Here is a 23,963-nt window from a genome sequence, read left to right as displayed (position 1 = left end):
GAGAGCGGCATGTTTCCCATCTCATCGACCGCGCTGTCGGCGCCGCAGATTCCACTGGTAACGCCCATCAACGAGACGCCGCCGGTCAACAGTGCGACCGTGACGCCGGTCGGTTCGGCGCTGGACGCGCCGGCGCCGGCGTCGGTGCAGATCGACCTGTCGCCGGTTGCAAGTTTCTTGCTGACAGTATCCCAATCGCAGCAGCAACTAACTCAGTTGCAGGCGGCCATCGCCAACGGTGCCGATCCGCAGGAGGCGGCGCGCCGTGCGGCAACGTTGAATGAGACCACGCAAAATGTGGTGAATGCGTTCAACCTGTTGCCGGGGGTCGATTTCAATCAGGCGCAGCCGCAGAGCGGTTCGCTGCTCAACAGTTTGGTGCAGAGCTTGACGCAGCAGAGCGCCACCAGCACCGCGTCGCAGCAGCAGAATCTGGCGCAGATCGGCCTGACCTTGCAGCCGCCGTTGCTGTCCGACGCGACCGGCGGGCTGTCGCTGGACAATGAGGTGTTGCGGGCGTCGTTCAACACCGATGGCCAGCGCACCACGTCGACGCTGCAAAATACGCTCGACACCTTCAACGATCTGGCGACGCAGTTCGCCGAGCAGCTCAGCGCCGCCGGCAGCGCGCAACTGCCGGGCTTCGGCGCCGCGCAGCAGTCGGCGTTGACGCCGGCCGACCTGGCCGCCAACGCCCGGCTCGATCTGGCGCGGGCGGAGATCGACAACCTGGTGCAGCTACCGCTGCCGACCAGCGGCGCCGACCGGCTGGCGGCGCAGCGCGCGGCGCTGGAGCAGCCGGCCGCCACGCTGAATCCGCAAACGCCGTCGCCGATCGTCAATCCGCTGCAAGCGTCCACCGCCGAAGTCATCGCCGCGCAAAACGCCGAGGCGGCGCGCAGCGCCAATGCGGCCGATGCGGCCGACAGGCAAGCCGCGTTCAATCCGCTGAGCGCGGCCAGCGCCGCCGACGCGGCCGACCCGACGAATCCGCAAAATCCGCTCAACTCCACGAACGCCGCCAACGCGCCGAACACGCCAAACGCCGCCGACGCAGCGACCACACAAGCCAACGCGGCCACGCAAGCAGCACAGGCCAGCGCCACGACGCAAGCGGCGCAGGCTAACGCCACGACGCAAGCCGCGCAAGCGGCGCAGGCCAACGCCACGACGCAGGCCACGCAAGCAGCGCAGGTCGGTGCGGCGACGCAGGCCGCGCAAGCAGTGCAGGCCGGCGCCACGACGCAGGCAGCGCAGGCAGCCCAAGCCGACGCCGCAGCACAAGCCGCGCTGGCAAGCCAGGCTAGCGGCGCGGCGCAAACGTCCACGCAAGCGAGCGCCGATGCAGCCCGCGCCGCCACGCTGACGACCGCGCAATCGGTCGAGCAATCAGCCGCCGACACCACCCAGGCGGCCGCACAAACGAGCGCTCAATCGAGCGCCGACGCGGCGCGCGCCACGGCGGCGGCGCAGGCGGCGCGGCAGCAGTCGACGTCGGGGCTGAGCGCGGCCACGGCGGCCGGCTCGCAAGCGGCGACGCAGGCAGCGGTCGCGCAGAACGCCGCCGCAGCGGCTGCGGCCAACCAGGTCGACGCCAGCCAGGCGCCGAACGTCGCGGCCAGCGTGGCCGCCGCCAACGCCGCCTCCAGCGCGGCGGCATCGCAAGCGCAGGCGGCGCAAAGCGCGGTCGACGCCCTGTCGGCGCAGAACGCTGCGGCCAACGCCGCCGTGGCGCAAGCGCGCGCCGCGCAGGCCAACGCCGCCACACCGGAAGCGGCCAGCGCCGCCGCAGCCATCGTCGCGCAACAAGCCGGCGCGGCGCAGGCCACCGCCAACAATCTGGCCGCGGCAAACGCCGCCGCCGCCGCCGCGACCCAACAAGCCGCAGCCGCAGCCGGCGCCGCCCAGCAAGCCGTGACCGCCCAACGCGCCGCAACCGCACAACAGGTCGCTGCGGCGCAACAAACCGCGACCGCGCAGCAGTCCACCGCCGCCCAGCAAACCGCCATTGCAGAACAGACCACCGCCGCACAGCAGTCGGCCCTGACCCAGGCCACGGCGGTGCAGGACGCCGCCGTCCAGGCCTCGGCCGCGCAGCAAGCCGGCGCGGAGCAGACTGCTGCCCAGCAGGCCGTGGCGCAAAATACCGCCGCACAGAACGCGGCCGAACAAGCCAACGCCGCCCAACTCGCCGCCGCGCAGGCTGCGGCCCGCGCCCCGACCGATCCACTGCGCGCCAATCCCGCGCTGGCCGCCGCCATCGCCGCCTACAACATCAACGACCCCGCCATCCTGGGCGCCAACGCCCGCGCCGCCCAGACCACGACCAGCGGCATCCCGCGTGTGGCCGCCGTCGGCGCCGCGACCCGGGCACGCGGCATCTAACAACGGGGTCAAGTCTGACATTCGTACACGGGCTCTACCGTAGCGGTCGCTACGGTAGAGCCCGTGTACGAATGTCAGACTTGACCCCGTTGTTGCGCTTGACCCCGTTGTTGCCGGAACCGACCCCGTACGCCATAATCGGCCCATGTTCACATCCCAGCCGCCACTGAAAACATGGACCCTGCCGGCCATCCTGCTGCTCCTGACGCTGTTCGGCGCCGCCGCGCCGCCCGCCTCGGCCGCCGGCCCCAGGACCGTGCCGCTGCTGATCGGCGACCAACTCGATGAACAAGGCAAGCCGCGCCCCCTCAACGGCGCCCGGCTGCAACTGATCGACGCGCTGCAGCGCGAACTGAACGTGGTGTTCGAGGTCCACATGTACCCCTGGGTCCGCGCCGAACGCTACGCCCTCGACGGCGCCGGCCTGATCTTCGGCCTGCCGAAAACCGACGAACGCCTGCGCACCCTGCGCTACTCCGAACCCGCCTCGCACCGCAAACTCTGGCTGGTGACCCGCAGCGACGCCACCTTCAAATTCAACACCCTGGACGACCTGCGCGGCAAGACCCTCGGCATCGTGCGCGGCTACAGCTACGGCGAGGAATTCGACCGCGCCCGCGCCATGCAGCTGTTCCGCACCGACGAGGACATCTCCTCGCGCGGCACCCGCCTGACCCGGCTGATGCTCAAGCGCGTCGACGCCGTGCTGCTGTTCCAGCCCAGCGCGCAAACGCCGCGCGAGATCGAGACCGACCTCGCCGCCTTCATGGCGCCGCGCCTGCGCGCCATCGGCGCCGCCGCCAACGCCGGCTTCAGCGTGCTGCCCAAGCCGCTCGACACCGACACCAGCCAGTATTTCGCCATCGCCCGCGCCAAGGACGACGGCATCATCGACCGCATCAACGCCGCGCTGCCGCGCATCCAGCAGCGGCCGCCGAATTAAATTCTGAACCGGGGGCGTTTGAAGCCCCAACTCGCACGATAATATTCTGCGTTTTTGGCGATAATCACGCATCGTTGCACCACTCAAGTCATCAGGAGACCGCATGAAATTGAAGCTCACCGCCGCCGCCCTGGCGCTGCTGGCCGCCGCCGGCGCCCAGGCCCAGGATACCGTCGTCAAGATCGGCCACAGCGGCCCGCTGTCCGGCGCCCAGTCGTTCTCCGGCAAGGACAATGAAAACGGCGCCCGCCTGGCGGTGGAGGAGCTCAACGCCAAGCCGCTCACCGTGGCCGGCAAGAAGCTGAAATTCGAACTGCTGTCCGAGGACGACCAGGGCGATCCGAAGGCCGGCATGGCCGCCGCCCAGAAGCTGGCCGACGCCGGCGTCAAATACGTGGTCGGCCCGTACAACTCGGGCGTGGCGATCCCCGCCTCGCGCGCCTACAACGACGCCGGCGCGCTGGTGGCCACCGTCGCCACCAATCCGAAGATCACCCAGCAGGGCTACAAGGGCCTGTTCCGCGTCAACGCCAGCGACTCGCAGCTGGGCTCCAAGATGGCGCTGTACGCCGCCAATGAGCTGAAGCTCAAGAACGTCGCCGTGATCGACGACCGCACCGCCTTCGGCCAGGGCGTGGCCGAGGAATTCAAGAAGCAGGCCAAGGCCTCCGGCATGACCGTCGCCGGCCACGAGTTCACCAACGACAAGGCGTTCGACTTCACCTCCATCCTGACCAAGCTGAAAACCAAAAAGGTCGAGGCGATCTTCTTCGGCGGCTACGCGCCGCAGGCCGCGCCGATGGCGCGCCAGATGAAACAGCTGGGCATCACCGCCAAGCTGCTGGGCGGCGACACCATCTGCACCGCCGAAATGGGCAAGCTGGGCGGCGACGCGGTCGGCGACAATGTGCTGTGCTCGCAGGGCGGCGGCATCCTGGAGAAGGCGTCCAGCGGCCCGGCCTTCAAGGCCAAGTTCAAGGCCCGCTTCAAGCAGGACGCCGACGTCTACGCCGCAGCCTACTACGACGCGACCATGCTGTACGCGCAGGCGATGCAGAAAGCGAATTCGATCGATCCGCAGAAAGTGGCGGCCGTCATCAGCGCCGGCGCGTATCAAGGCGTGGCCGGCAACTATGCCTTCGACGCGCGCGGCGACATGAAGCAATCGCCGGTGACCATCTTCACCTTCAAGGCCGGCCAGCCGGTTCCGCTGACGAGTTATTAAGCAGCGTGATCAGGCAGTCGAACGCTTGCCGGGCGCCCCGGCAGGCGTCCTCGATCTGCTCCGGCATGCTCACCGCGCCGCGCAGGCCGGCTAGGAACTGCTGCCAGCGCGGACCGGGCGAACCCTCGCCGCGCAGATAGCCCAGCGGATGCGGCGCCAGCCGCTGCGCCAGCCGCTTGTACAGCACCGCGCCGCCCAGCTGCGATCCCTCGATCACATACGCCACGCCCCAACGGTAGGCCGCGCCGCCGTCGTCCGGCCAGCGCACCTCCGCCCCGTTCACAAGGGACGGCATGCCGGCCAGCGCCGGATGCGCCAGGTCGGCGCGGATCAAGCCGAGATAATCGCGCCGCGCCAGCGTCGCCTGCGGCCCGCCTCCGGCCGGATCGCCATCCCGGTCCAGCCACTGCTGGATCGGCGCCAGCCACGCCTCCAGCAGCCGCAGATGATCGTGGTAGGCACGCAGGTCCGGCGCCTCCGCCGCCAGCGGCGTGCGGCTATCCAGTTCGGCGTGGCGTTGCGCCGTGGCTTGCCGTAAGGCGGTCAAGACATCCAAAATAATTCCCATATCTCACTAAGTGTGTCGATTCTACACATCCGTGCGGCAACGCGCGCACGGCGAGCATCCGTGCGCTACGGAATGATGAGGCTCCTGTAGAATTTTGTCCAAGACACCTAGCGATATCTTATGAACGAGACCCAATCCCAAAACTGCTCCGTGCTGCTGATCGACGACGAAGCGATGGCCGAGGACCTGATCGGCTACCACATGACGCGCCAGCCCGGCATCCGCCTGCGCTACGACCGCCGCGCCGAACTGGCGGTGTCGCTGTGCCGCGACAGCGCCGCCACCGTGGTGCTGGTCGATCTGCGCATGCCCGGCGCCGACGGTTTCGACGTGATCCGCATGCTGCGCGCGCAGCCGGACACCGAGCACGTGCCGATCGTGCTGCTGTCGTCCGAGGACGACGCCGACATCAAGGCGCAGGCCTTCGCACTGGGCGCCAACGACTATCTGGTGAAATGGCCGGAGGCGCGCGAGCTGGAGGCGCGCATCCGCTATCACAGCGCCGCCTATCTGACGCTGCTGCAACGCGACGCCGCCTTTCGCGAACTGCGCCAGCGCGAGGAGGAACTGCGCGTCAGCCAGGCCGCCCTGCAGCAGGCGCAGAAGATGGAGGCGATCGGCCAGCTGACCGGCGGCGTGGCGCACGACTTCAACAACGTGCTGCAGATCATCAGCGGCAACCTGCACTTGCTGCGGCTGGTCGGCAACGTCAGCCCGCAGGGCAAGGCGCGCATCGAGAACGCGCTGGCCGGCGTCGACCGCGGCGCGCGGCTGGCGGCGCACCTGTTGGCGTTCGCGCGCCGCCAGCCGCTGCAAAGCGCGGTGGTCGACCTGACCCCGGTGCTGGCCGACATGGACGACATGCTGCGCCGCGCGCTCGGCCCGCGCGCCGTGGTCGACACCGACATCGCCCCCCAGCTGTGGAACACCGAGGTCGACACCGGCGGCTTGAACAACGTGATCCTGAACCTGGCCATCAACGCCCGCGACGCCATGCAGGGCGAAGGCAAGCTGACCATCCGCGCCCGCAACCTGGCCGCCGGCGCGCCGCAGCTGAGCCACATCGGCGAAGGCGATTGCGACTACATCCTGATCGAAATCGCCGACACCGGCAGCGGCATGCCGGAGGACGTGGTGCTGCGCGCCTTCGAACCCTTCTTCACCACCAAGCCGACCGGCCAGGGCACGGGCCTGGGCCTGAGCATGGCCTACGGCTTCGTCAAGCAATCCGGCGGCGAGATCGCGCTGCAAAGCGAAGTCGGCGTCGGCACCTGCGTGCAGATCTTCCTGCGCCGCAGCGAGCACGCGGCGATCGCGGAAGCGCCGACACCGACGCCGGCGCTGATCGGCGGCGTCGAGACCATCCTGGTGGTGGAGGACGAGGAAGCGGTGCGCACCGCCACCGTGGACTTGCTGACGACGCTGGGCTACCGGGTGCTGAGCAGCGACGACGCCGGACAGGCCATGGACCTGATCGACGGCGGCGCCGAGATCGACCTGCTGTTCACCGACGTCATCATGCCGGGCCGCGTCAGCAGCCTGGAATTGAGCGAGATGGTGTTGCGCCGGCAGCCGAACGCCAAGGTGCTGTTCACCTCCGGCTACGCCGAAGGCGTGCTGTCGCACGACGGCAAGCTGCTGCCCGGGGTGCACCTACTGCAGAAGCCTTACAACGCCGAGACCCTGAGCGCGCGCATCCGCCACCTGCTGCGGCAGCACAGTTCCACTAGCGCGGCTTGATGTAGCGCTGCGATCCCGGCGGCGGCTCGTTGAGCACCGCCCAGAAGATCCCCAGGTCGGAGATGGCGCGCACGAATTCGCTGAAGTCGACCGGCTTGACCACATAGGCGTTGACGCCCAGTTCATAGCTGCGGATCAGGTCCTGCTCTTCCTTCGACGACGTCAGCATCACCACCGGCATGCTTTTCAACTGCGCTTCGGCGCGGATCTCCGCCAGCACTTCCAGCCCGTCCACTTTGGGCAGCTTCAGGTCCAGCAGCACCACCGCCGGATTGCCCTGCTCGCGGCTGGCGTAGGCGCCGCGCCCGTGCAGGTAGTCGAGCGCGTCGGCGCCGTCGCGCACGATCACGACTTCATTGGCCAACTGGCTGCGCTCCAGCGCGATCAGCGTCAGTTCAAGGTCATTGGGATTATCTTCCACCAGCAGGATGGGCTTTAACATGGACCGCCTCAAGCAATTTCTATCGAATCGGGAATTGTAAACGAAAAGGTGGCGCCTTCGCCCGGCACCGAGTTGGCCCAGACGCGGCCGCCGTGGCGCTCGACGATGCGGCGCACATTGGCCAGGCCGATGCCGGTGCCGTTGAAGTCCTCCATGCGGTGCAGCCGCTGGAACACGCCGAACAGCTTGTGCACGTAGTCCATATTGAAGCCGACGCCGTTGTCGGCGATATGGAAGGCGGTCTCGCCGGGCAGCCGTTCGCTGTCGATGCGGATCACCGCCGGATCGTTCTGGCTGGTGAACTTGACCGCGTTCGACAACAGGTTGTACAGCGCCAGCTGCAGGAAGGCCGGATCGGCGATCACCTCGGGCAGCGACGCGACGCGCCACTCGACGTGGCGCGCGGCCAGGTCGGGGCCGAGCTTGTCGATGCAGCCGCGCACCAGGTCGTCCATGCCGATGCGGCGCGGCCGCAGCGCCGCGCGGCCCATCTGCGAAAAACTCAGCAGGTCGTCCACCAGCTTGCCGGCCAGCCGCGCCGAGTCCTTGATGTTGGCCAGGAAGCGCTGGCGCCGCTCCGGGTTGTCGCCGCCGGCGGTCTCCATCAACAGGTCGGAGAAGCCGACGATGTGGCGCAGCGGCGCGCGCAGGTCGTGCGACACCGAATACGAGAACGCCTCCAGCTCCTTGTTGGCGCGGCCCAGCTCCTCGGCCAGGTCGGCCATCTGTTCGGCGCGTTCCAGCGCGATGCCGAGCAAGGCGGTGCGGAACTCCAGCGCCAGTTCCAGCTCGCCCTCGTGCCACGGCGCGCTGGTGCCGTGGATGGTCTCGCGCCAGATGTTGAAGCTGGTGCGCGGCGTCAGCTGCGCGGCTTGCTGCTGCTTGCCGTCCGGGCGGCCGGCCCAGTCGATGCTGTATACATGCTCGGGACGGAACCACAGCAGGTAATGCTGGTGGATGCGCGAGATCGGCATCGCCATCAAGCCGCTGGCCGACGCGGTGAAATCCGCCGCCGGCGCATAGCGTTCGCTCAGGTGCGCACTGTGGAACAAGTCGTCGTGGGCGTTGGCGCTGAGCCAGTCCACCAGGGCGCGGATCTGCTGGTCGCCCGGCGTGTCGCCGAAAGTGATCAGGCGTTCGTCGACCACGATGGCGACGCCGCCGGCGCGGGCGAAGCGCAGCAGCTCGGGCAGCACGCTGCGCAGGTTTTCGATGAAGTCGGCGCCCTGCGTCAGCCCGCCCAGCAGGCCGACCATCACGCGCCGCACTTCGAGGCGGAATTGCAGTTCGTCGGCGTCGGCGCGGTTCTTGACGTGCAGCGACAGGATCTGGCCCAGCTGTTCGCACACGGTGCGCTGGTGGAAGCCGACCATGCGCGGCGCGGCGTCGTGGCAAGAGATCAATCCCCACAGCTGGCCCTTGACGATCAGCGACACCGACATCGACGCCAGCGTGCCCATGTTGCGCATGTATTGCAGGTGCACCGGCGAGACGCTGCGCAGCGCGGCGAACGACAGGTCGTTGGCCTTGCCGCTCAGCGGATTTTCGGCCGGCACCAGCCGTGCCGGGGTGTAGCCGGCGTCCTGGATCAGGCGGATGCGGTTGGCCACATACAGCTCGCGCGCCTGGCTCGGGATGTCGCTGGCGGGGAAGCGCTGGCCGAGATAGCTGTCGTAGCCTTCGGCCAGGCATTCGGCCAGCACGGTGCCGTGGCCGTCCTGGTCGAAGCTGTACACCAGCACCCGGCCGAAGCCGGTCAGCGCGCGGATCTCGGCGGCGGCCAGCCGGCTCAGTTCCTCGATCGCATCGGCGTCGCTGATCTTGTTGAGGAAATCGCCGACCAGTGGATACAGCTGCTGCACGTCGGCGGCGCGGCCGCGCGCCGGCTCGAACTCCAGGATCAGCAGTGCGTCGTAGGCGTGGGCCAGCACGTCGAAGACCTCGCCTTCCAGACTGACGCCGGCGATGTAGGCCGGGCGCTCGCGCAGCTGGCCGCCGCGCAGACCCGGCGTCAGCGCGCCGGCGGCGGCCTCGCCGATGATGTCGGCCAGCGGCCGGCCCAGCGCCTGCGCCGGCTGGATGCCGGTGAAGCCGGCCAGGTTGTCGCTGACCTGGACCACGTCCAGGCCGGCGTTCAGCGCCAGCAGGAAGCCGTGCGGCTGGATGCTGCCGGGCGTGCGGATCGGCTCGCGGTCGCAGGTCGCTATGTCGTCGGCTAGGCTGGCCTGTGGCATGGTGGTAGGGACGCGTCTATAGCGCCCGGGATTGGGAAAACCGTATGCTACCAATTACCCGGAGTTTATGCCGCACAAATCAATGCGCTGCGTCGTCCTTGTCGGCGTAGCGGGCGGCGATGGCCTGGAACTCCGGTTGCAGCCGCATGAAGGCGTCGTAGACGTCCGGGTCGAAGTGGCTGCCGCGTCCCTCGGCCATGATGTCGACCGCTTCCTGGTGGGTCTTGGCGGCCTTGTAGACGCGGCGGCAGATCAGGGCGTCGTAGACGTCGGCCACCGCCATCAGCCGCGCCGACAGCGGGATCGCCTCGCCGGCCAGGCCTTCGGGGTAGCCGCTGCCGTCCCATTTTTCCTGGTGCGAGTAGCTGATTTCCTTGGCGGTGTCGAGGAAGGGCACGCTGACGCCCAGCCGCTGCTCGGCCACCACGATGGCGTCGCGGCCCAGCGTGGTGTGGGTCTTCATGATTTCGAATTCGTCGAAGTCGAGCCGGCCGGGCTTGAGCAGGATGCGGTCGGGGATGCCGACCTTGCCGATGTCGTGCAGCGGCGCGGACTTGAACAGCAGTTCGACATAGCGCGGCGTCAGCGTGGCGGCGAAGCGCGGGTGGTCTTGCAGGTGCTCGGCCAGCACCTTGACGTAGTACTGGGTGCGCAGGATGTGGTTGCCGGTGTCGTTGTCGCGGGTTTCGGCCAGCGAGGCCATGGTCAGGATGGTGACGTCCTGCAGCGCGCGCACTTCGTCGGTGCGGCGTTCGATCTCGTGTTCGAGGAAGGCGTTTTTATCGCGCAGGAAGTCGGCCGAGGCTTTCAGCGTCAGGTGGGTGTGCACGCGCGCCAGCACGATCGGTGGGCTGATCGGCTTGGCGATGTAATCGACCGCGCCGAGATCGAAGCCGTGCTGTTCGTCTTCCACTTCGGCTTTCGCGGTCAGGAAGATCACCGGGATGTCGACCGTGGTGGGGTCGGCCTTCAGTTGGCGGCAGACTTCGTAGCCGTCCATCTCGGGCATCATGACGTCGAGCAGGATCAGGTCCGGGGCCTTGTCGCCGTGGGCGATCTTCAGCGCGCGGGCGCCGTTGGGGGCGACCTTGACGGTGTACAGATCCGACAGCAGGTCGCTCATCAGGTGCAGGTTTTCCGGGGTGTCGTCGACCACCAGGATCACGGGTTTTCGTGTGGCTTCGTTCATTGTGCTGGCTCGTTGGATGGGATTTCGGTGGCGCTGGTGAGGATGGCGAGGGCTTGTTCCATGTCGAAGTCGCCGACGGCTTGCTCCAGCTTGCGATAGTGTTGCGGGAACGCTGCGGAGAGCAGCGCGCCATGTTCCGTCAGGACGCGTTCGGCGCGGGCGTCGTCGTCGGCCAGCAGGGCGGCCAGTTCGCGCACCACGCTGTCGCGTTGTTCGGGGTCGACGTCGACCACGGCCAGCGCGGCTTCGGCCGGCAGGGCGGCGGTGATCGCGGACACTTGGGTGGCCAATGCGGCTTGCAGTTGCTTCAGCTGCGGTGCGAGTTGGGCCGTCAATGTGGCGGGGCTGGTGTCGCCGACGGTGGGCGGGGACAGTGCGTGTTCCAGTTCGCCGGCCAGGAATTGCAGCGCGCCGGCGCCGATGTTGCCGGCCAGGCCCTTGAGCGTATGCGCGCCGCGTTCGGCGCCGGCGCGGTCGCCGGCGGCGAGCAGAGCTTCGATCTGCAGCGCCGCGTCGCCCTGGTTGGCGACGAAGCCGCGCAGCATCGCCACATAGCGCGGCCGCTTGCCCAACACGCGACGCAGCCCGGCCACCATGTCGAGGCCGGGGATCGCTTGCGGGAACTCGTCCGCATCGGCGGCGTCGACGTCGGCACCGGCGGCACCGGCGGCGGCGGCGGCGGCGGTGGCGGCGCCGGCGGCGGGAGCTACGCCGGCAGCCAGCGAGCCACCAGCAGCAGCGACGACGCCAGCGCCGCCCGCCGCGCCGGCATCGGTGGCGCGAACGATCGTGCCCGCGACGGCGGCGATGGCGGCATTGCCAGTGCGAGTGGCCGCGTCCGCGCCCGCCGCGTCGCCGCCAGCGTCGCCAGCGTCGCGGGCGTCGGCGGCGTCGCGGGCGGCGTCGCGGACACGGGCGGCGTTGACGGCGTCGGCGGCGTTGGCGGCGTCGCGGGCATCAGCGGCGTTGGCGGCGGCGGCGTTGGCGGCGTCGGTGGCGTTGGCGGCGTTGGCGGCGTTGGCGGCGTCGCGGGCATCAGCGGCGTTGGCGGCGGCGGCGTTGGCGGCGTCGGTGGCGTTGGCGGCGTTGGCGGCGCCGGTGGCGTCGGTGGCGTTGGCGGCGCGAGTGGTGGCGTTGGTGGCGCCGGTGGCATTGGTGGCGATTGCTGCTGCGGGGCCCGCGCCGGCCAGCGTGGCGATTTGTTGCTGCGCGGGGTGGCGCGCCGGGATCCAGCGCAGTAATGCGCGCCACAGATCGTCCGGCTCGATCGGCTTGGTCACGAAGTCCACCATCCCCGCCTGCATGCACAAATCCCGATCCGCCTGCATCGCATTGGCGGTCATCGCCACCACCGGCAACGCATCCAGCGACGCGACCGCACGCAACGCCCGCGTCGCCTCCACCCCGTCCATCTCCGGCATCTGCATATCCATCAACACGATATCGTACGGCGCCCGCTGCGCCATCGCCACCGCCTCCGCGCCGTTGTTGGCGATATCCACCACCATGCCCGCATCGGCCAACAACTCCGCCGCCACCTGCTGGTTCAGCTCATTGTCCTCGGCCAGCAACACCCGCGCCCCATGAATGGTCGCCAGCGCATCCAGCGTGCTGACCGCCGCCGCGCGCGGCAACAAGCTATCGTCCGCCACCCCGCCCAGCAACCGTATCAAGGTATTCAGCAACACCGACGCATTGACCGGCTTGACCAGCAAATCCTCGATGCCCGCGCCGCGCGCCTGCTGCATCACCTCCTCGCGGCCATAAGCGGTCACCATCATCAAGCGCGGCGACGGCTCCAGCCCCAGCGCATGGATCCCGGCCGCCGTCTCGATCCCGTCCATGCCCGGCATCCGCCAGTCCAGCAGCACCGCCTCGACCGGCGCCCCGGCCGCCGCCGCATCGCGTATCATCGCGATCGCCTGCTCGCCCGACGACGCCATGCCGACCTCGAACCGCATGCTGCGCAACAAATCCGCGATCACGACGCGCGCGCTGTCGTTATCGTCCACCACCATCAAGCGCCGGCCGCGCAGATCCGGCGACGGCAGCAACGCCGGCCGCGCCCCCTGCCCGACCTCCAGATGCGCGGTGAACCAGAAGGTCGAACCCTTGCCGACCACACTCTCCACCCCGACCTCGCCGCCCATCAACTGCGCCAGCTTCTTGGAGATCGCCAACCCCAGGCCGGTGCCGCCGTATTTGCGCGTGGTCGACGCGTCGGCCTGCTGGAAGCTCTGGAACAGCTGCCGCATCTGCTCCTCGCTCAAGCCGATGCCGGTATCGCGCACCGCGAAATGCAGCAGCACGCGGCGCGCGTCGGACGGCGTGCTGCACACCCGCACCGTCACCGCCACCTCCCCGCTCTCGGTGAACTTGACCGCGTTGTTGGCGTAATTGATCAGGATCTGCCCCAAGCGCAGCGCATCGCCCACCAGCGACGTCGGCACATCCGGCGCCACATCGAACACCAGCTCCAGCCCCTTGGCGTTGACCTTGTCGCCGATCAGCGTCGCCAGGTTCTCCAGCAGCTGATCCAGCTCGAACGGCTGATTGTCGACCTGCAGCTTGTCGGCCTCGATCTTGGAAAAGTCCAGGATATCGTTGATGATCCCCAGCAGATGCTGGCCGGCGCGCTGTATCTTCTGCACATAGTCGTGCTGGCGCGGCGTCAGCCCGGTCTTCAGCGCCAGATGGCTCATGCCGATGATCGCGTTCATCGGCGTGCGGATCTCATGGCTCATGTTCGCCAGGAACAGCGACTTGCTGCGCGTCGCATCCTCCGCCGTCTGCTTGGCCGCGTTCAGCGCCTGCGCCGCCGTATGCTCGGCCGTGACATCGGCCAGATAACCGTTCCACACCTCGTCGTCCGCATGCTGATGCACGCAGGTGCAATGGATGTCGACCCAGCGCGACGCCACCAAGCCCTGCGCCCCGAACTCCACCCGCTGATGGATCGCCCAATGCTGGCGCGCGCTGTCGGAGATCTGCGCCAGCAGCCCGGCGCGGCCGTCCGGATCGAGCAGCGCGAACAGCATCGCCCCGTCGTCCAGCACATCGCTGGCCTGCAGGCCGGTGATGGCGGTGATCGCGGGACTCATGAAACGGAAGCGCGGCTGCCCGCTCGCATCCATCTGGAATTGGTACACCGCCACCGGCAGATTATTGGTGATCTCGCGCATGCGCCGCTCGTTCTCGAAACGCAGCCGGCGCGTGTTCTCGGCGGCGCGCGCGCGGCCGGTCACCACCGTCGCCAGCAGCCACACCGCCAGCATGCAGGCGACGCCCAGCGCCAGCTGGTTCCACAGCGGCAGCCACTCGGCCTTGTCCTGCAGCGCCACCACCCGCCACTTGCCGCCGTCGTCCGGCCAGGTCAGCTCGGTGGACTGCAGCGCGAACGCGCGGCCCTGGATGCGGGTGTGGTCGCGCGTGCCCAGTGGGAACGGCAGCGGCAACGGCCCCTGGCCCTCGAACAATTCGCCGAACTGCTTGTCCTTCTCCAGCTGCGCGCGGCGCACCGGCGCCAGCTGGCCGTCCATGGTGAACAGCCACTCGTTGCGGTTGGTCGCGAACACCACGCCGTCCGGCGACAACAGCAGCACCGGATCCTTGGTGCGCGCCAGGATGCGGTCGATCTCCGCCGCCGGCATCTTGATCGTGTAGACGCCGGCGATCGGCGTGTCGCGCGAATTGCCGCTGTAGATGGGCGCGGCGAAATACAGCCCGCGCTCGTGCGAATTGCTGCCGATGGCCGGATACACGTTGGCCTCGCCGGCCAGCGCGCGCCGGCTGTACGGCCGGTAGCGCAGGTTGCGGCCGATGCCGACCGCCTTGCCCTCCTTGTTCAGATAGGCGGCGGTGGTGCCGTCGCCGGCCAGCACGAACACGCTGTCGGCCGAGTATTGATCCAGCACGGCGGCGAAGTCCACGTGCAAGCGATAGGCGTCCGGCGCCAGCTCGCCGGTCAGCAGCAGCTTGACGCTGTCCTCCACCAATCCCATCAGGATGGCGCCGCCCATGACGCGGCCGTCGGTGCTGTCGATCTGAATCTGGCGCGTGATGTCGTCGGCGCTGGCCTTCAGGTCGCGCGCGTGCTGCTGGAACACCACCTGCCGCTGCACCAGCACCGCCGCCACCGCGACCGTCAGCGCCAGCGCGGTCCAGCGCAGATTCTGCTTGCTGAACAGGCGACGCTGGCGTGGCGCCGGCTGCGTGGTCGATCCATCGGAGTGTGGGTTCATGGCGCCTGGGAGCATGAAGATTTGTCAATTAATTATAGCGGATAATTCACGTACTTCCCCGCCGGCCATTTCTGTGTTTTACTTGACAAGCCCAACCCCGAGACGCCACCATGCCGCGCATGTCCCTCCGCCCCACTCTCCGCCTGCTGCTGTGCGCCGCGCTGGCCTGTGGCCACGCGGGCACGCCGCAGGCGGCGCCGCGACCGCTGGCCTTCACCGCCGTCGATTCGCTGGGCGCCGACAGCCGCGCCATCCTCTCCATCCTGCAGGACAAGCAGGGCTTCGTCTGGATCGGCACCATCGAGGGCGGCCTGTTCCGCCACGACGGCCACAAGCAGGTGCGCTACCTGAACGATCCGTCCGATCCGCGCAGCCTGCCCGGCGGCCGCGTCACCTCGCTGTACGAGGACGAAGCCGGCCGGCTGTGGGTCGGCACCGACGAAGGCATGGCGCGCTTCGACCCGGCGAGCAACGCCTTCACCCGCTACTCGCCGGTCGATCCGGCCGCCAACGTGCCGGCCAACGCCCGCATCGTGCGCCGCATCGTCTCCGACTACCGGGGCGGCATGTGGGTCGGCACCTGGGGCGGGCTGCACCACTTCGATCCGCGCAGCGGCCGCTTCGTCAGCCACGTCCACGACGACGCCAAACCGGACAGCCTGACCTACAACGACATCAACGCGGTCGCGGTCGACAACAAGGGCGGCGTCTGGGCCGCCACCTGGCCCGGCGGCATCGACTACCTGGCGCCGGGCGCCACCGGCTTCCAGCACTTCCGCGTCGACGATGCGGCCCAGCCCAATCCCAAGGCCAACGACGTGCGCGCGCTGTACTTCGACAGCGCCGCCACCTTGTGGATCGGCTCGGCCGACGGCCTGGTGACGTGGAAGGCCGGGCAGCCGTGGGAATCGAGGCAGGCCTTGCCGGTGCTGGCGAAACGCGTCACCGACATCGACGAGGACCGCGCCGGCGACATGTGGATCAGCACCCGCACCAGCGGCCTGCTGCGCTGGGACCGCGAGCGGCGCCAGTTCCAGAGCTACCGCCACCGCGCCGAGGACGCGCATAGCCTCAACAGCGACGCCATCAACACCACCATGCGCGACCGCAGCGGTACCATGTGGGTCGGCTCGCTGACCGATGGCGTCAGCCGCGCCAATCTGGGCAACCACGGCTTCGAACGCTTCGTCCCGCGCGACATCGACCCCGACTTCGTCAAGTCCAGCAACTTCGTGCGCAGCGTGGCGCCGGCCGCCGACAACCGCCTCTGGCTCGCGCTGGACGACGGCCTGGCGCTGTTCGACCCGGCCGAGCGCAAGATGGTGCGCAGCTACAAGGGCGACAACAAGCGTCCCGGCGCGCTCAGCTCCAACGTCATCTACAGCATGTACCAGGCGCCGGAGGGCACGCTGTGGGTGGGCACCTCGGAGGGCCTGAACCGGCTGGACAAGCCCGACGATCCGTTCAAGGTGATCCACTTCGGCAGCAAGACCACGGACTTCATCAACGCCATCGCGCCCGGGCGCGGCGGCGTCCTGTGGCTGGCCACCGGCACCGCGCTGCTGCGCTACGATCCCGCCGGCGGCGCGGTGCGGAGCTACGCCCACGATCCGCAGGACGCCGACAGCCGCAGCGTCGACGGCGCCACCACGGTGCTGGAGGACGGCGCCGGCCGCGTCTGGAGCGGCGAATTCTATCGCGGCGGCGGACTGGATATGCGCGATCCCGCGACCGGCAAGTTCCGCCACTTCCGCCTCGATCCGAACGACGCCGCAAGCCTGAGCAGCGACCGTGTCAGCAGCCTGCACCAGGACGGCGACGGCAGTCTGTGGGTCGGCACCTCCAAGGGTTTGAACCACATCACCCAGCTCAAGGACGGCAGCTACCACGTCAAGCGCATCGGCGATAAAAGTGAACTCGGCACCCGCCTGATCGAGGCGATCCGCTCCGACAGGAACGGCATGATCTGGGTCACCACGGCGGCCGGCATGAGCAAGATCGATCCGGTCTCGAACATCGTCACCGAGTACGCGGTGGAGGACGGCCTGACCGAAGGCTTCTACATGGACTCCGCCGCCAACAGCGGCAACGGCCTGCTGTACTTCGGCAGCAGCAGCGGCGTCACGGCGGTCAACCCGGCGATCCACAGCAGCGCCTCGCGGCCGCCGCAATTGGCGGTCACCGACATCCGCGTGCTGAACCGCTCGCTCGGCGGCAAGAACCCACCGCAGGACGTGCTGCTGCAAGGGACGCTGACGCAACCGCGTTCCCTGACGCTGCCGTGGATCGCCAACACCATCTCGATCGAATTCGCCGCGCTGCATTACGCCGAGCCGCGCCGCAACGCCTACACCTACTGGCTGGAAGGCTTCGACAAGGCGCCGGTGCAGGCCGACGCCGGCCATCCGGTGGCGACCTACACCAACCTGGCGCCGGGCAAGTACCGCTTCCACCTGCAGGGCACCAACAACAAGGGGGTGGCCAGCCGCGACGAGATCGTGCTGCCGATCACCATCACGCCGCCGGCGTCGCAGACCTGGTGGGCGCGCGCCGCGCTGGCGCTGCTGGCGCTGGCGCTATTGGCATTGCTGTACCGCTGGGGCGTGCGGCGGCTGGCGCGGCGCGCGCGGCAGCTGGAAACGCTGCTGACCGAGCGCACCGACGCGCTGAAGAAGGCGCAGCACAAGCTGGCCAATCTGTCGGCCACCGACACGCTGACCGGCATCGCCAACCGCCGCTGCTTCGACGACCAGCTGGCGCGCGAATGGCGGCGCGCGGCGCGCGAGGAAAGGATGATGGCGGTGGGCCTGGTGGAACTGGACAACTTCGGCGCCTACACCGAGCATAACGGCCAGCCCGGCGCCGACGATGCGCTGCGCCGCGTGGCGCATGCGCTGAACGGCAGCGTGCAGCGCGCCGGCGACCTGGTGGCGCGCTACGGCGCCAGCCAGTTCGCCTTCCTGGCGCCGGGCACCGGCGGCGCCGAGGCGATGCTGATGGCGCACCGCATGGAGGCGGCGGTGAAGGCGCTGGGACTGAGCAACGCCAAGTCCGGCAGCATGTTGAGCCTCAGCGTCGGGGTGGCGGCGCAGACGGCCGAGCCGGACGGCCGCGCCGACGACCTGATGCTGGCGGCCGACCAGGCGCTGTACCACGCGCGCGCGGCCGGCGGCCGGCGCAGCATGCTGGCGGCGGACGAAGGACAGGCGCAGCCGGTCTAGCCGAGCCGCAGTTCCCAGTAGCCGACGTCGACCCAGCGCTCGAACTTGCGGCCCACCTGCTTGAAGTGCGCGACCTTTTCGAAGCCCAGGCTTTCATGCAGCGCCACGCTGGCCGGATTGGGCTGGGCGATGCCGCCGATGGCCATGTGGATGCCGCGCCGCCGCAGCTCGTCCAGCAGCGCGGTGTACAGCGCCTTGCCGATGCCCTGGCCGCCCTGCCCGTGCCGCAGGTACACGCTGGTCTCGGCGGAAAAACGATAGGCGCTGCGCGCGCGCCACTTGGTGGCGTAAGCGTAGCCGGTGACGCGGCCGTCCCGCTCGTGCACCAGCCAAGGCAGGCCGCCCGCGAGCACGTCGCCGATGCGCTGCGCCATCTCGTCCGGCGTCACCGCGCGCTCCTCGAAGCTGATGCTGGTGGTGGCGACGTAGTGGTTATAGATCGCGACCACGGCCGCCGCGTCGTCCGGGGTGGCGGGCCGGATCATCCCACCGATTCCAGCGTGGCGAAGATCGACGATGAGATCGGGCCGATCTCCGGCAGCGGCATGAAGGCGATGGCGCGCGCCTCGTCCGCAGACAGGCCTATGCCCTGCAGCACCGTGTACAGGATTTGTTCGATGTGCTGGTGCTGCCGCTTTTCGGTCAGCAGCGTCTCGATGCCGAAGAACATCGAGCCGATCAGCATGTCGCGCGCCACCAGCACGCAGCCGGCGGAAAAGCGGCCGGCGGCGAAGCCCAGCTCCAGGTCGCGCAGCAGGAAGCGGTCCAGCCGCTTGCCGCGCACCGCGTGCGCCGGGCCGATGCGGGTCAGGAACGCGCCCCACGCCGGATAGCGGATCGCGCAGTGCACATACAGCCGGATGCCCATGCAGATGCGGCGCGCCGGATCGTCGCAGGTCAGCACCTGCGGATCGACCACGCCCAGCACTTCCTCGCTGAGCTCCTCGGTGACGGCGGCCAGCAGCTCGTGCGTGGTCTTGAAGTAGTTGTAGAAGGTGCCGCGCGCCACGCCGGCGGCGGCGATGAAGTCGTCGATCACCGGCGCGTCCGGCCCGAGCCGCGCGAACACGTCGACCGCGCTGCGGATCAGCAGCGCCCGCGTGCGCTCGCGCCGCTCGATGCCGACGCGTTTCTGGTGGTTTGCGACGGGAGTGGTGACGGTGTCTTTCATTCGAATAGTATAGACGATGGCAGGGTCATAGCGGGGCCGCGCGACGGTCATCCAAAAGAGGGACGGCCGCCAGCGTCAACAAGCCCAGCGCCAGCGGCACCACCGCGCCGAAGCCGAGGTGCTGGAAGCCGAACGCCCCGGCCAGTCCGCCGGCCAGGAACATCGCCAACAGCGAGCCGAGCAGCCGCAGCCGCGCCATGTCGGCCACCACCCGCTCGCCCGTCGTCGCCGCGCCGTTCCAGTAACACAGCTTACCCAGTTCGATGCCGATGTCGGTCACCAGCCCGGTGACATGGGTGGTGCGGATCTCCGCGCGCGACACCTTGGTGACGATGGCGTTCTGCAAGCCCATGACGAAACACAGCAGCGCCACCGTGGCGCCGACATGGCCGAGCGCCGCCAGCCGCGCGCCGCTCAGCCCGAAGGCCAGCAGCAACGCCGCCTCCAGCAACAGCGGCAGCGCGTAGCGGCTGTGCGCGCCGCGCCGCCGGCCCCAGTTGATCAGGATCGCCGAGGTCGCCGCGCCGAGGAAGAAGGCGGCCAGCGACGCCAGCCCGGCCAGCAACAGCGGCAGCCGGCCCAGCGCGGCGTTGTCGGCCAGCGCCGAGACGATGCCCGACATGTGTGAGGTGTATTGGCCGACCGCGAAAAAACCGCCGGCGTTGACCGCGCCCGCCACGAAGGCCAGCAGGCGGCCGAGGCGGCGGTTGCCGAGCTCGGTGCGGTGGGGACTGGTCAAGGCTCGGAGATAGTGCATCGGCATGGCGCGCCCCTCTGGTCAAAAATCCTGTTGGCTCGGATACTGCGTATAGAAGTCATTGTCCCACCGGAAGTGGGTGGTCGATACCGTGATGGTCACGTCCAGCGCTTCGACGAAATGCCACCAGCCGACCGGCAGGAACAGGATCTCGCCCGGCGCCAGCACGCAGTCGAGCACCGGCACCCCGGCCATCAGCGGAAAGCGCGCCAGGTCGATGGCGCGCCCGTCGACCTGGGAAAAGCAGTGGCGCTGGTTGTACACCTTGGGCGTGTCGCACGGCGCGATCAGCCGCACCCGCTTGCGGCCGGCGATCTGCAGCATGAAATTGTTGGTCAGGTCGTGATGGAACGGGGTGATGGTGCCGGCCGGGCCGAACCAGAAAAAGCCGTCGCGGCCCGGCGTCAGGTAGTCGGCCAGCGGCGGCAGATCGGCCATCAGCTCCCGCAGCGGCTGGCGGTTGTGGCCGTCGTTGTTGGCGGTCATGTAGAAATCGTTGCCGCCGCCGCCGTCGCGCACCAGCGCCACGTACTGGCCGAACGGCATGCGCCGGCGCAGCGCCTGGCTGTTGATCTCGTAGTCCGGATCGGCGTCGCGGCCGAACTGCACCTCGACTTCGCGCTCGCCGCAGCGTTCGATCAGGTAGTCGAAACCCCATTTGGCGCGCGCGGCGCAATCGTCCAGCATGCCGGTGATGATCACCGGCTGGTTGCGGCGGTAGTATTGGTCGAGGAAGTCGTCGCCCGACAGGCGCGCGCGGCGCGGCACCTCGGCCGGCGCCAGCCGGTTCAGCCGCGACTGGATGCCGAGCACCCAATCCCGCTTGGCCAGCCGGTTGCGCAGCCGCGCCGCGCCGCCGAGATAGGGGCTGCGCAGCGCCGCCGCCACCTCGGCCCGCGCCGCCTCGCCGCCGATGCCGGACTGGATCATGATGCCGGCCAGGGTGTCCGGATCGCCGCCGAGGATCAGGTTCTCGGCGATCCAGCCGCGCCACGAGTCGTTGACCTCTGTTGCCGGTGCGGCGTCATCGCGGTTCATCGCTGTCCTTTTCACTGTGCGCGGGTGTCAGTCGCTAGTGTACTCCGGCAACACCGCGCGGGCGACGCCGTCGCGCACTTCGACGCAGCGCGGATACAGTTTGCCAAAGCTCATCTTGTAGCACGCCTGGCCGTCCTTCCACGCCGTCGGCAGCACCATCAGCAACTGGAAGGCGCTGGGATCGTCGTTCAGCAGGCCGAACGTCGGCGCCGTGCCGGCCAGCACGATCGCCTTCAGCGGCTGCTCGCCCTCGATCTCCATGCAGTGGCCGCGCACCGCGATTTCGCTGATGTCGCCGGTGTAGGTTTCCAGCAGCGCGGTGCCGACCACGCTGTCGTTATCGCCGTTGACGATCAGGTTCAGGCGCAAGGATGGACGGCCGGCGGCGGCGCTGGTGACTTCATAAACGGCGGCAAATAACTGACTCATGATATTCCCTAAAGTAAGAACAAAACATGCGTCGAACTTTAGCCGCCGGGCCGGAAATTTGCCTTCCGAATACCTTCCGCGTGATAAGTGACTGTTTACGAAAGGTTTTATTTAACGCAAAGCGCGGCTCAGCGTTTCGGCAGCTGCCAGTCCGGACGGATGAAATGGCAGGTGTAGCCGTTCGGCAGGCGCTCCAGATAGTCCTGGTGCTCCGGTTCGGCCTCCCAGAACGGGCCGGCCGGGGCCACCTCGGTCACCACTTTGCCCGGCCACAGGCCGGAGGCGTCGACGTCGGCGATGGTGTCTTCGGCGGCCGCCTTCTGTTGCTCCGAAGTATAGTAAATTGCCGAACGATAACTTGTGCCGGTATCGTTGCCCTGGCGGTTGCGGGTGCTCGGATCGTGGATCTGAAAGAAGAATTCCAGGATCTTGCGGTAGCTGATCAGCGCCGGATCGAAAATGATCTCGATCGCCTCGGCGTGCGTGCCGTGGTTGCGGTAGGTGGCGTTGGCCACGTCGCCGCCGCTGTAGCCGACGCGCGTCGCCAGCACGCCCGGATATTTGCGCAACAGATCCTGCACGCCCCAGAAACAGCCGCCGGCCAGGATGGCCTTTTCAGTCGTAGTCGTCATTTTTCGTTGTCCTTCATGCTAGATAGGTCTCTCATTTGGCGTTCGATACGCAATTCTTCAAGCAATCCGCGAAAATTACACTATAATTTACTTCAGGAAAGCATTTACTCCGCCTTCCCTGCGCGCCCCCTCAACCGCCGCGCCCCCCATTCCCCGGCCTGGACCCAGCCGAACGCCCCTTTTTCCGTTCCCTATCATGGACCAGACCAACACCTCCAAACGCGTGCTCGTCATCGACGACAACCAAGAAGCGGCCGACCTCACGGTTGAATTGCTGAAACTACATGGCTATGACGCCACCGTCGCCTATTCCGGCCTGCCGGGACTGGACAAGGCGCGCACCTTCGAGCCGGACGCCATCCTGCTCGACCTCGGCATGCCCGGCATGGACGGCTACCAGGTCGCCGGCGCGCTGCGCGCGCTGCCCGACTTCGACCATGTGGCGCTGATCGCCTTCACCGCCTGGGGCGACGCCGTCACCCGCCAGCGCGTGCGCGACACCGGTTTCGACGGCCATCTGGTCAAGCCGGCCAGCCTGGACAGCATCCTGCAGGCGCTGGCCAAGGGCCTGGCGGAGCGCGCCGCGATGCACGAGCATCAGCAGGCGGCGTAAATCCGCAAACCAAAGGCAGGGGAATTTCTTTTGTGATACTGTCCTGAGACAGGAGGCCATATCATGATCGAACGTCGTTCACGTCCCGACCGCAGCAAAGCCATCGCCGTCAATGCCGGCATCGTCATGCAGGACACCGACGGCCGCGAGGCCGCCGCCGTGTTCATGGAGGACGCCGGCGTGCCGCTGCCGGTCATCGCCCGCGTGCTCAACGAACCGGAGCGGCGCCGCGCGGCGGACGTGCGCTGAACCGGCGCCGCGCTCCGGCCGCCCGCCCGATGAAGTCCCCCGTCCGCGCCGCCGCCCGTTCCTCGGCGGTCCGCGCGCTGGCCGCGCTGTTGCTGGCCGTCCCCGCCTGCGCCGCCGTCGCGGCGGAACGGCTGGTGGTCGGCGCCGCGTTCAGCCGCGTGTTCGAGCAGGCGCCCAACGGTGAATGGACCGGGCTGGGCGTCGACATCGTGCGCGCGCTGGCCGCCCGCGCCGGCGACACGGTGCGCTTCCAGCTCTACCCATGGCCGCGCGCCCAGGCCATGGTGGCGCAGGGCCAGGCCGACATCCTGGTCGGCGCCTATAAATCCCCCGAACGCGCGGCGCGCTTCGCCTTCCTCGACCACCCGTTCTACCGCGACCGCATGGTGTTCTTCGCCCGCGCCGGCGCCGGCGCCGCCGTCTGGGCCGGCGACTATGGCGCGCTGAAGCAGGTCCCGATCGCCGCCGTGCGTGGCTGGCACTACGGCGAAAACTTCGACCAGGCGCGGTCCGGCCTGCAACTCAGCGAAGTGCCCAGGCTGGAGAACGGCGCGCGCATGCTGCTGCTGGGCAGGGTCGCGCTGCTGGCGGCGAACGAGCGCAACCTGCAACCGGTGCTGGCCCAGCTCAACATCGTCGGCCGGGTGGCCGAACAGGGCCCGGCGCTGTCGGTGCAGGACGGCTACCTCGCCTTCCCGCGCCAGCCGCGCCACCAGCCGGCGCAGCGGCGCTACAACCAGCTGTTCACGGAAATGCTGGAACGCGGCGAACTCGGCAGGATGGCGCGCAAGCACCTGGTGCAAGTGCCCTGAGGTAAATCGGCGCACGGCGGGAATTAACCAAGATTAACCAACGCCACGGTCGTGAACTGCTACGCTGCACTCAT

At 68.5% G+C, this 23,963-nt stretch carries 19 protein-coding genes; 8 read left to right on the top strand and 11 right to left on the bottom strand.

Annotated features, from left to right (window positions below; genetic code table 11):
- Positions 1-9: 9 nt before the first annotated feature.
- From GW587_RS29545 to GW587_RS29535, 3 genes are all read left to right on the top strand, one after another.
- Entirely contained in the window at positions 10-2,385 is a 2,376-nt protein-coding gene (locus GW587_RS29545) for a hypothetical protein (protein WP_166108488.1), read from the top strand.
- A 145-nt stretch (positions 2,386-2,530) separates the two neighbouring features.
- On the top strand, positions 2,531-3,328 hold the full coding sequence (locus tag GW587_RS29540; protein WP_166108487.1) for a substrate-binding periplasmic protein: 798 nt from the start codon (positions 2,531-2,533) through the stop codon (positions 3,326-3,328).
- Positions 3,329-3,431: 103 nt separating this feature from the next.
- The gene (locus tag GW587_RS29535; RefSeq protein ID WP_166108486.1) at positions 3,432-4,553 is read left to right on the top strand and encodes a branched-chain amino acid ABC transporter substrate-binding protein; all 1,122 of its coding nucleotides are present in this window, start codon (positions 3,432-3,434) and stop codon (positions 4,551-4,553) included.
- On the opposite strand, the gene GW587_RS29530 is transcribed toward GW587_RS29535, so the two are convergent.
- Positions 4,516-5,100 carry a biliverdin-producing heme oxygenase gene (locus GW587_RS29530; RefSeq protein ID WP_308495410.1) on the bottom strand — a complete coding sequence of 195 codons (585 nt, stop codon included), beginning with the start codon at positions 5,098-5,100 and terminating at the stop codon, positions 4,516-4,518. The two genes, GW587_RS29535 and GW587_RS29530, sit on opposite strands and share 38 nt — an antisense overlap.
- Before the next feature lie 141 nt (positions 5,101-5,241).
- Between GW587_RS29530 and GW587_RS29525 the strand changes: the two genes are divergently transcribed.
- The gene (locus GW587_RS29525) at positions 5,242-6,861 is read left to right on the top strand and encodes a response regulator (protein ID WP_166108484.1); all 1,620 of its coding nucleotides are present in this window, start codon (positions 5,242-5,244) and stop codon (positions 6,859-6,861) included.
- Here GW587_RS29525 and GW587_RS29520 read toward each other — a convergent pair.
- The 4 genes from GW587_RS29520 to GW587_RS29500 form a co-directional block, all read right to left on the bottom strand.
- On the bottom strand, positions 6,848-7,303 hold the full coding sequence (locus GW587_RS29520; RefSeq protein WP_166108483.1) for a response regulator: 456 nt from the start codon (positions 7,301-7,303) through the stop codon (positions 6,848-6,850). The two genes, GW587_RS29525 and GW587_RS29520, sit on opposite strands and share 14 nt — an antisense overlap.
- Before the next feature lie 8 nt (positions 7,304-7,311).
- Complete coding sequence (locus GW587_RS29515; RefSeq protein WP_166108482.1) at positions 7,312-9,537, bottom strand: ATP-binding protein; 2,226 nt, start codon at positions 9,535-9,537, stop codon at positions 7,312-7,314.
- A gap of 79 nt (positions 9,538-9,616) precedes the next feature.
- On the bottom strand, positions 9,617-10,726 hold the full coding sequence (locus tag GW587_RS29510; protein ID WP_166108481.1) for a response regulator: 1,110 nt from the start codon (positions 10,724-10,726) through the stop codon (positions 9,617-9,619).
- Positions 10,723-14,967, bottom strand: coding sequence for a response regulator (locus GW587_RS29500; RefSeq protein WP_229259719.1), 4,245 nt, complete (start codon positions 14,965-14,967; stop codon positions 10,723-10,725). The genes GW587_RS29510 and GW587_RS29500 overlap by 4 nt, the downstream gene beginning before the upstream one ends.
- A gap of 119 nt (positions 14,968-15,086) precedes the next feature.
- On the opposite strand from GW587_RS29500, the gene GW587_RS29495 reads away from it, so the two are divergent.
- Entirely contained in the window at positions 15,087-18,188 is a 3,102-nt protein-coding gene (locus GW587_RS29495) for a ligand-binding sensor domain-containing diguanylate cyclase (RefSeq protein ID WP_229259718.1), read from the top strand.
- Here the strand turns inward: GW587_RS29495 and GW587_RS29490 are convergent.
- From GW587_RS29490 to msrA, 6 genes are all read right to left on the bottom strand, one after another.
- Positions 18,185-18,673, bottom strand: a complete 489-nt coding sequence (locus GW587_RS29490; RefSeq protein WP_166108479.1) for an arsinothricin resistance N-acetyltransferase ArsN1 family B — start codon at positions 18,671-18,673, stop codon at positions 18,185-18,187. The two genes, GW587_RS29495 and GW587_RS29490, sit on opposite strands and share 4 nt — an antisense overlap.
- Positions 18,670-19,359: a TetR/AcrR family transcriptional regulator gene (locus GW587_RS29485; protein WP_166108478.1), complete on the bottom strand. Its 690-nt coding sequence runs from the start codon at positions 19,357-19,359 to the stop codon at positions 18,670-18,672. The genes GW587_RS29490 and GW587_RS29485 overlap by 4 nt, the downstream gene beginning before the upstream one ends.
- Before the next feature lie 25 nt (positions 19,360-19,384).
- Entirely contained in the window at positions 19,385-20,122 is a 738-nt protein-coding gene (locus GW587_RS29480; RefSeq protein WP_166108477.1) for a YoaK family protein, read from the bottom strand.
- A 15-nt stretch (positions 20,123-20,137) separates the two neighbouring features.
- Positions 20,138-21,154 carry a cupin-like domain-containing protein gene (locus tag GW587_RS29475; RefSeq protein ID WP_166108476.1) on the bottom strand — a complete coding sequence of 339 codons (1,017 nt, stop codon included), beginning with the start codon at positions 21,152-21,154 and terminating at the stop codon, positions 20,138-20,140.
- Positions 21,155-21,181: 27 nt separating this feature from the next.
- Positions 21,182-21,583: a DUF1842 domain-containing protein gene (locus GW587_RS29470; protein ID WP_166108475.1), complete on the bottom strand. Its 402-nt coding sequence runs from the start codon at positions 21,581-21,583 to the stop codon at positions 21,182-21,184.
- A 128-nt stretch (positions 21,584-21,711) separates the two neighbouring features.
- Entirely contained in the window at positions 21,712-22,215 is a 504-nt protein-coding gene (msrA, locus tag GW587_RS29465) for a peptide-methionine (S)-S-oxide reductase MsrA (protein ID WP_166108474.1), read from the bottom strand.
- A 196-nt stretch (positions 22,216-22,411) separates the two neighbouring features.
- Here msrA and GW587_RS29460 point away from each other — a divergent pair, with 196 nt between their 5' ends.
- From GW587_RS29460 to GW587_RS29450, 3 genes are all read left to right on the top strand, one after another.
- Positions 22,412-22,828, top strand: a complete 417-nt coding sequence (locus GW587_RS29460; RefSeq protein WP_166108473.1) for a response regulator — start codon at positions 22,412-22,414, stop codon at positions 22,826-22,828.
- A gap of 63 nt (positions 22,829-22,891) precedes the next feature.
- Entirely contained in the window at positions 22,892-23,077 is a 186-nt protein-coding gene (locus GW587_RS29455; protein ID WP_207393697.1) for a hypothetical protein, read from the top strand.
- A 29-nt stretch (positions 23,078-23,106) separates the two neighbouring features.
- Entirely contained in the window at positions 23,107-23,889 is a 783-nt protein-coding gene (locus GW587_RS29450; RefSeq protein WP_166108472.1) for a substrate-binding periplasmic protein, read from the top strand.
- Positions 23,890-23,963: the final 74 nt, after the last annotated feature.

The sequence above is a fragment of the Duganella aceris genome (genome assembly GCF_011090165.1).
In the GTDB taxonomy this organism is placed as follows: domain Bacteria; phylum Pseudomonadota; class Gammaproteobacteria; order Burkholderiales; family Burkholderiaceae_D; genus Rugamonas; species Rugamonas aceris.
Note: the sequence above shows the minus strand (reverse complement) of the source record. Positions and strands in the feature narration are given on the sequence as shown.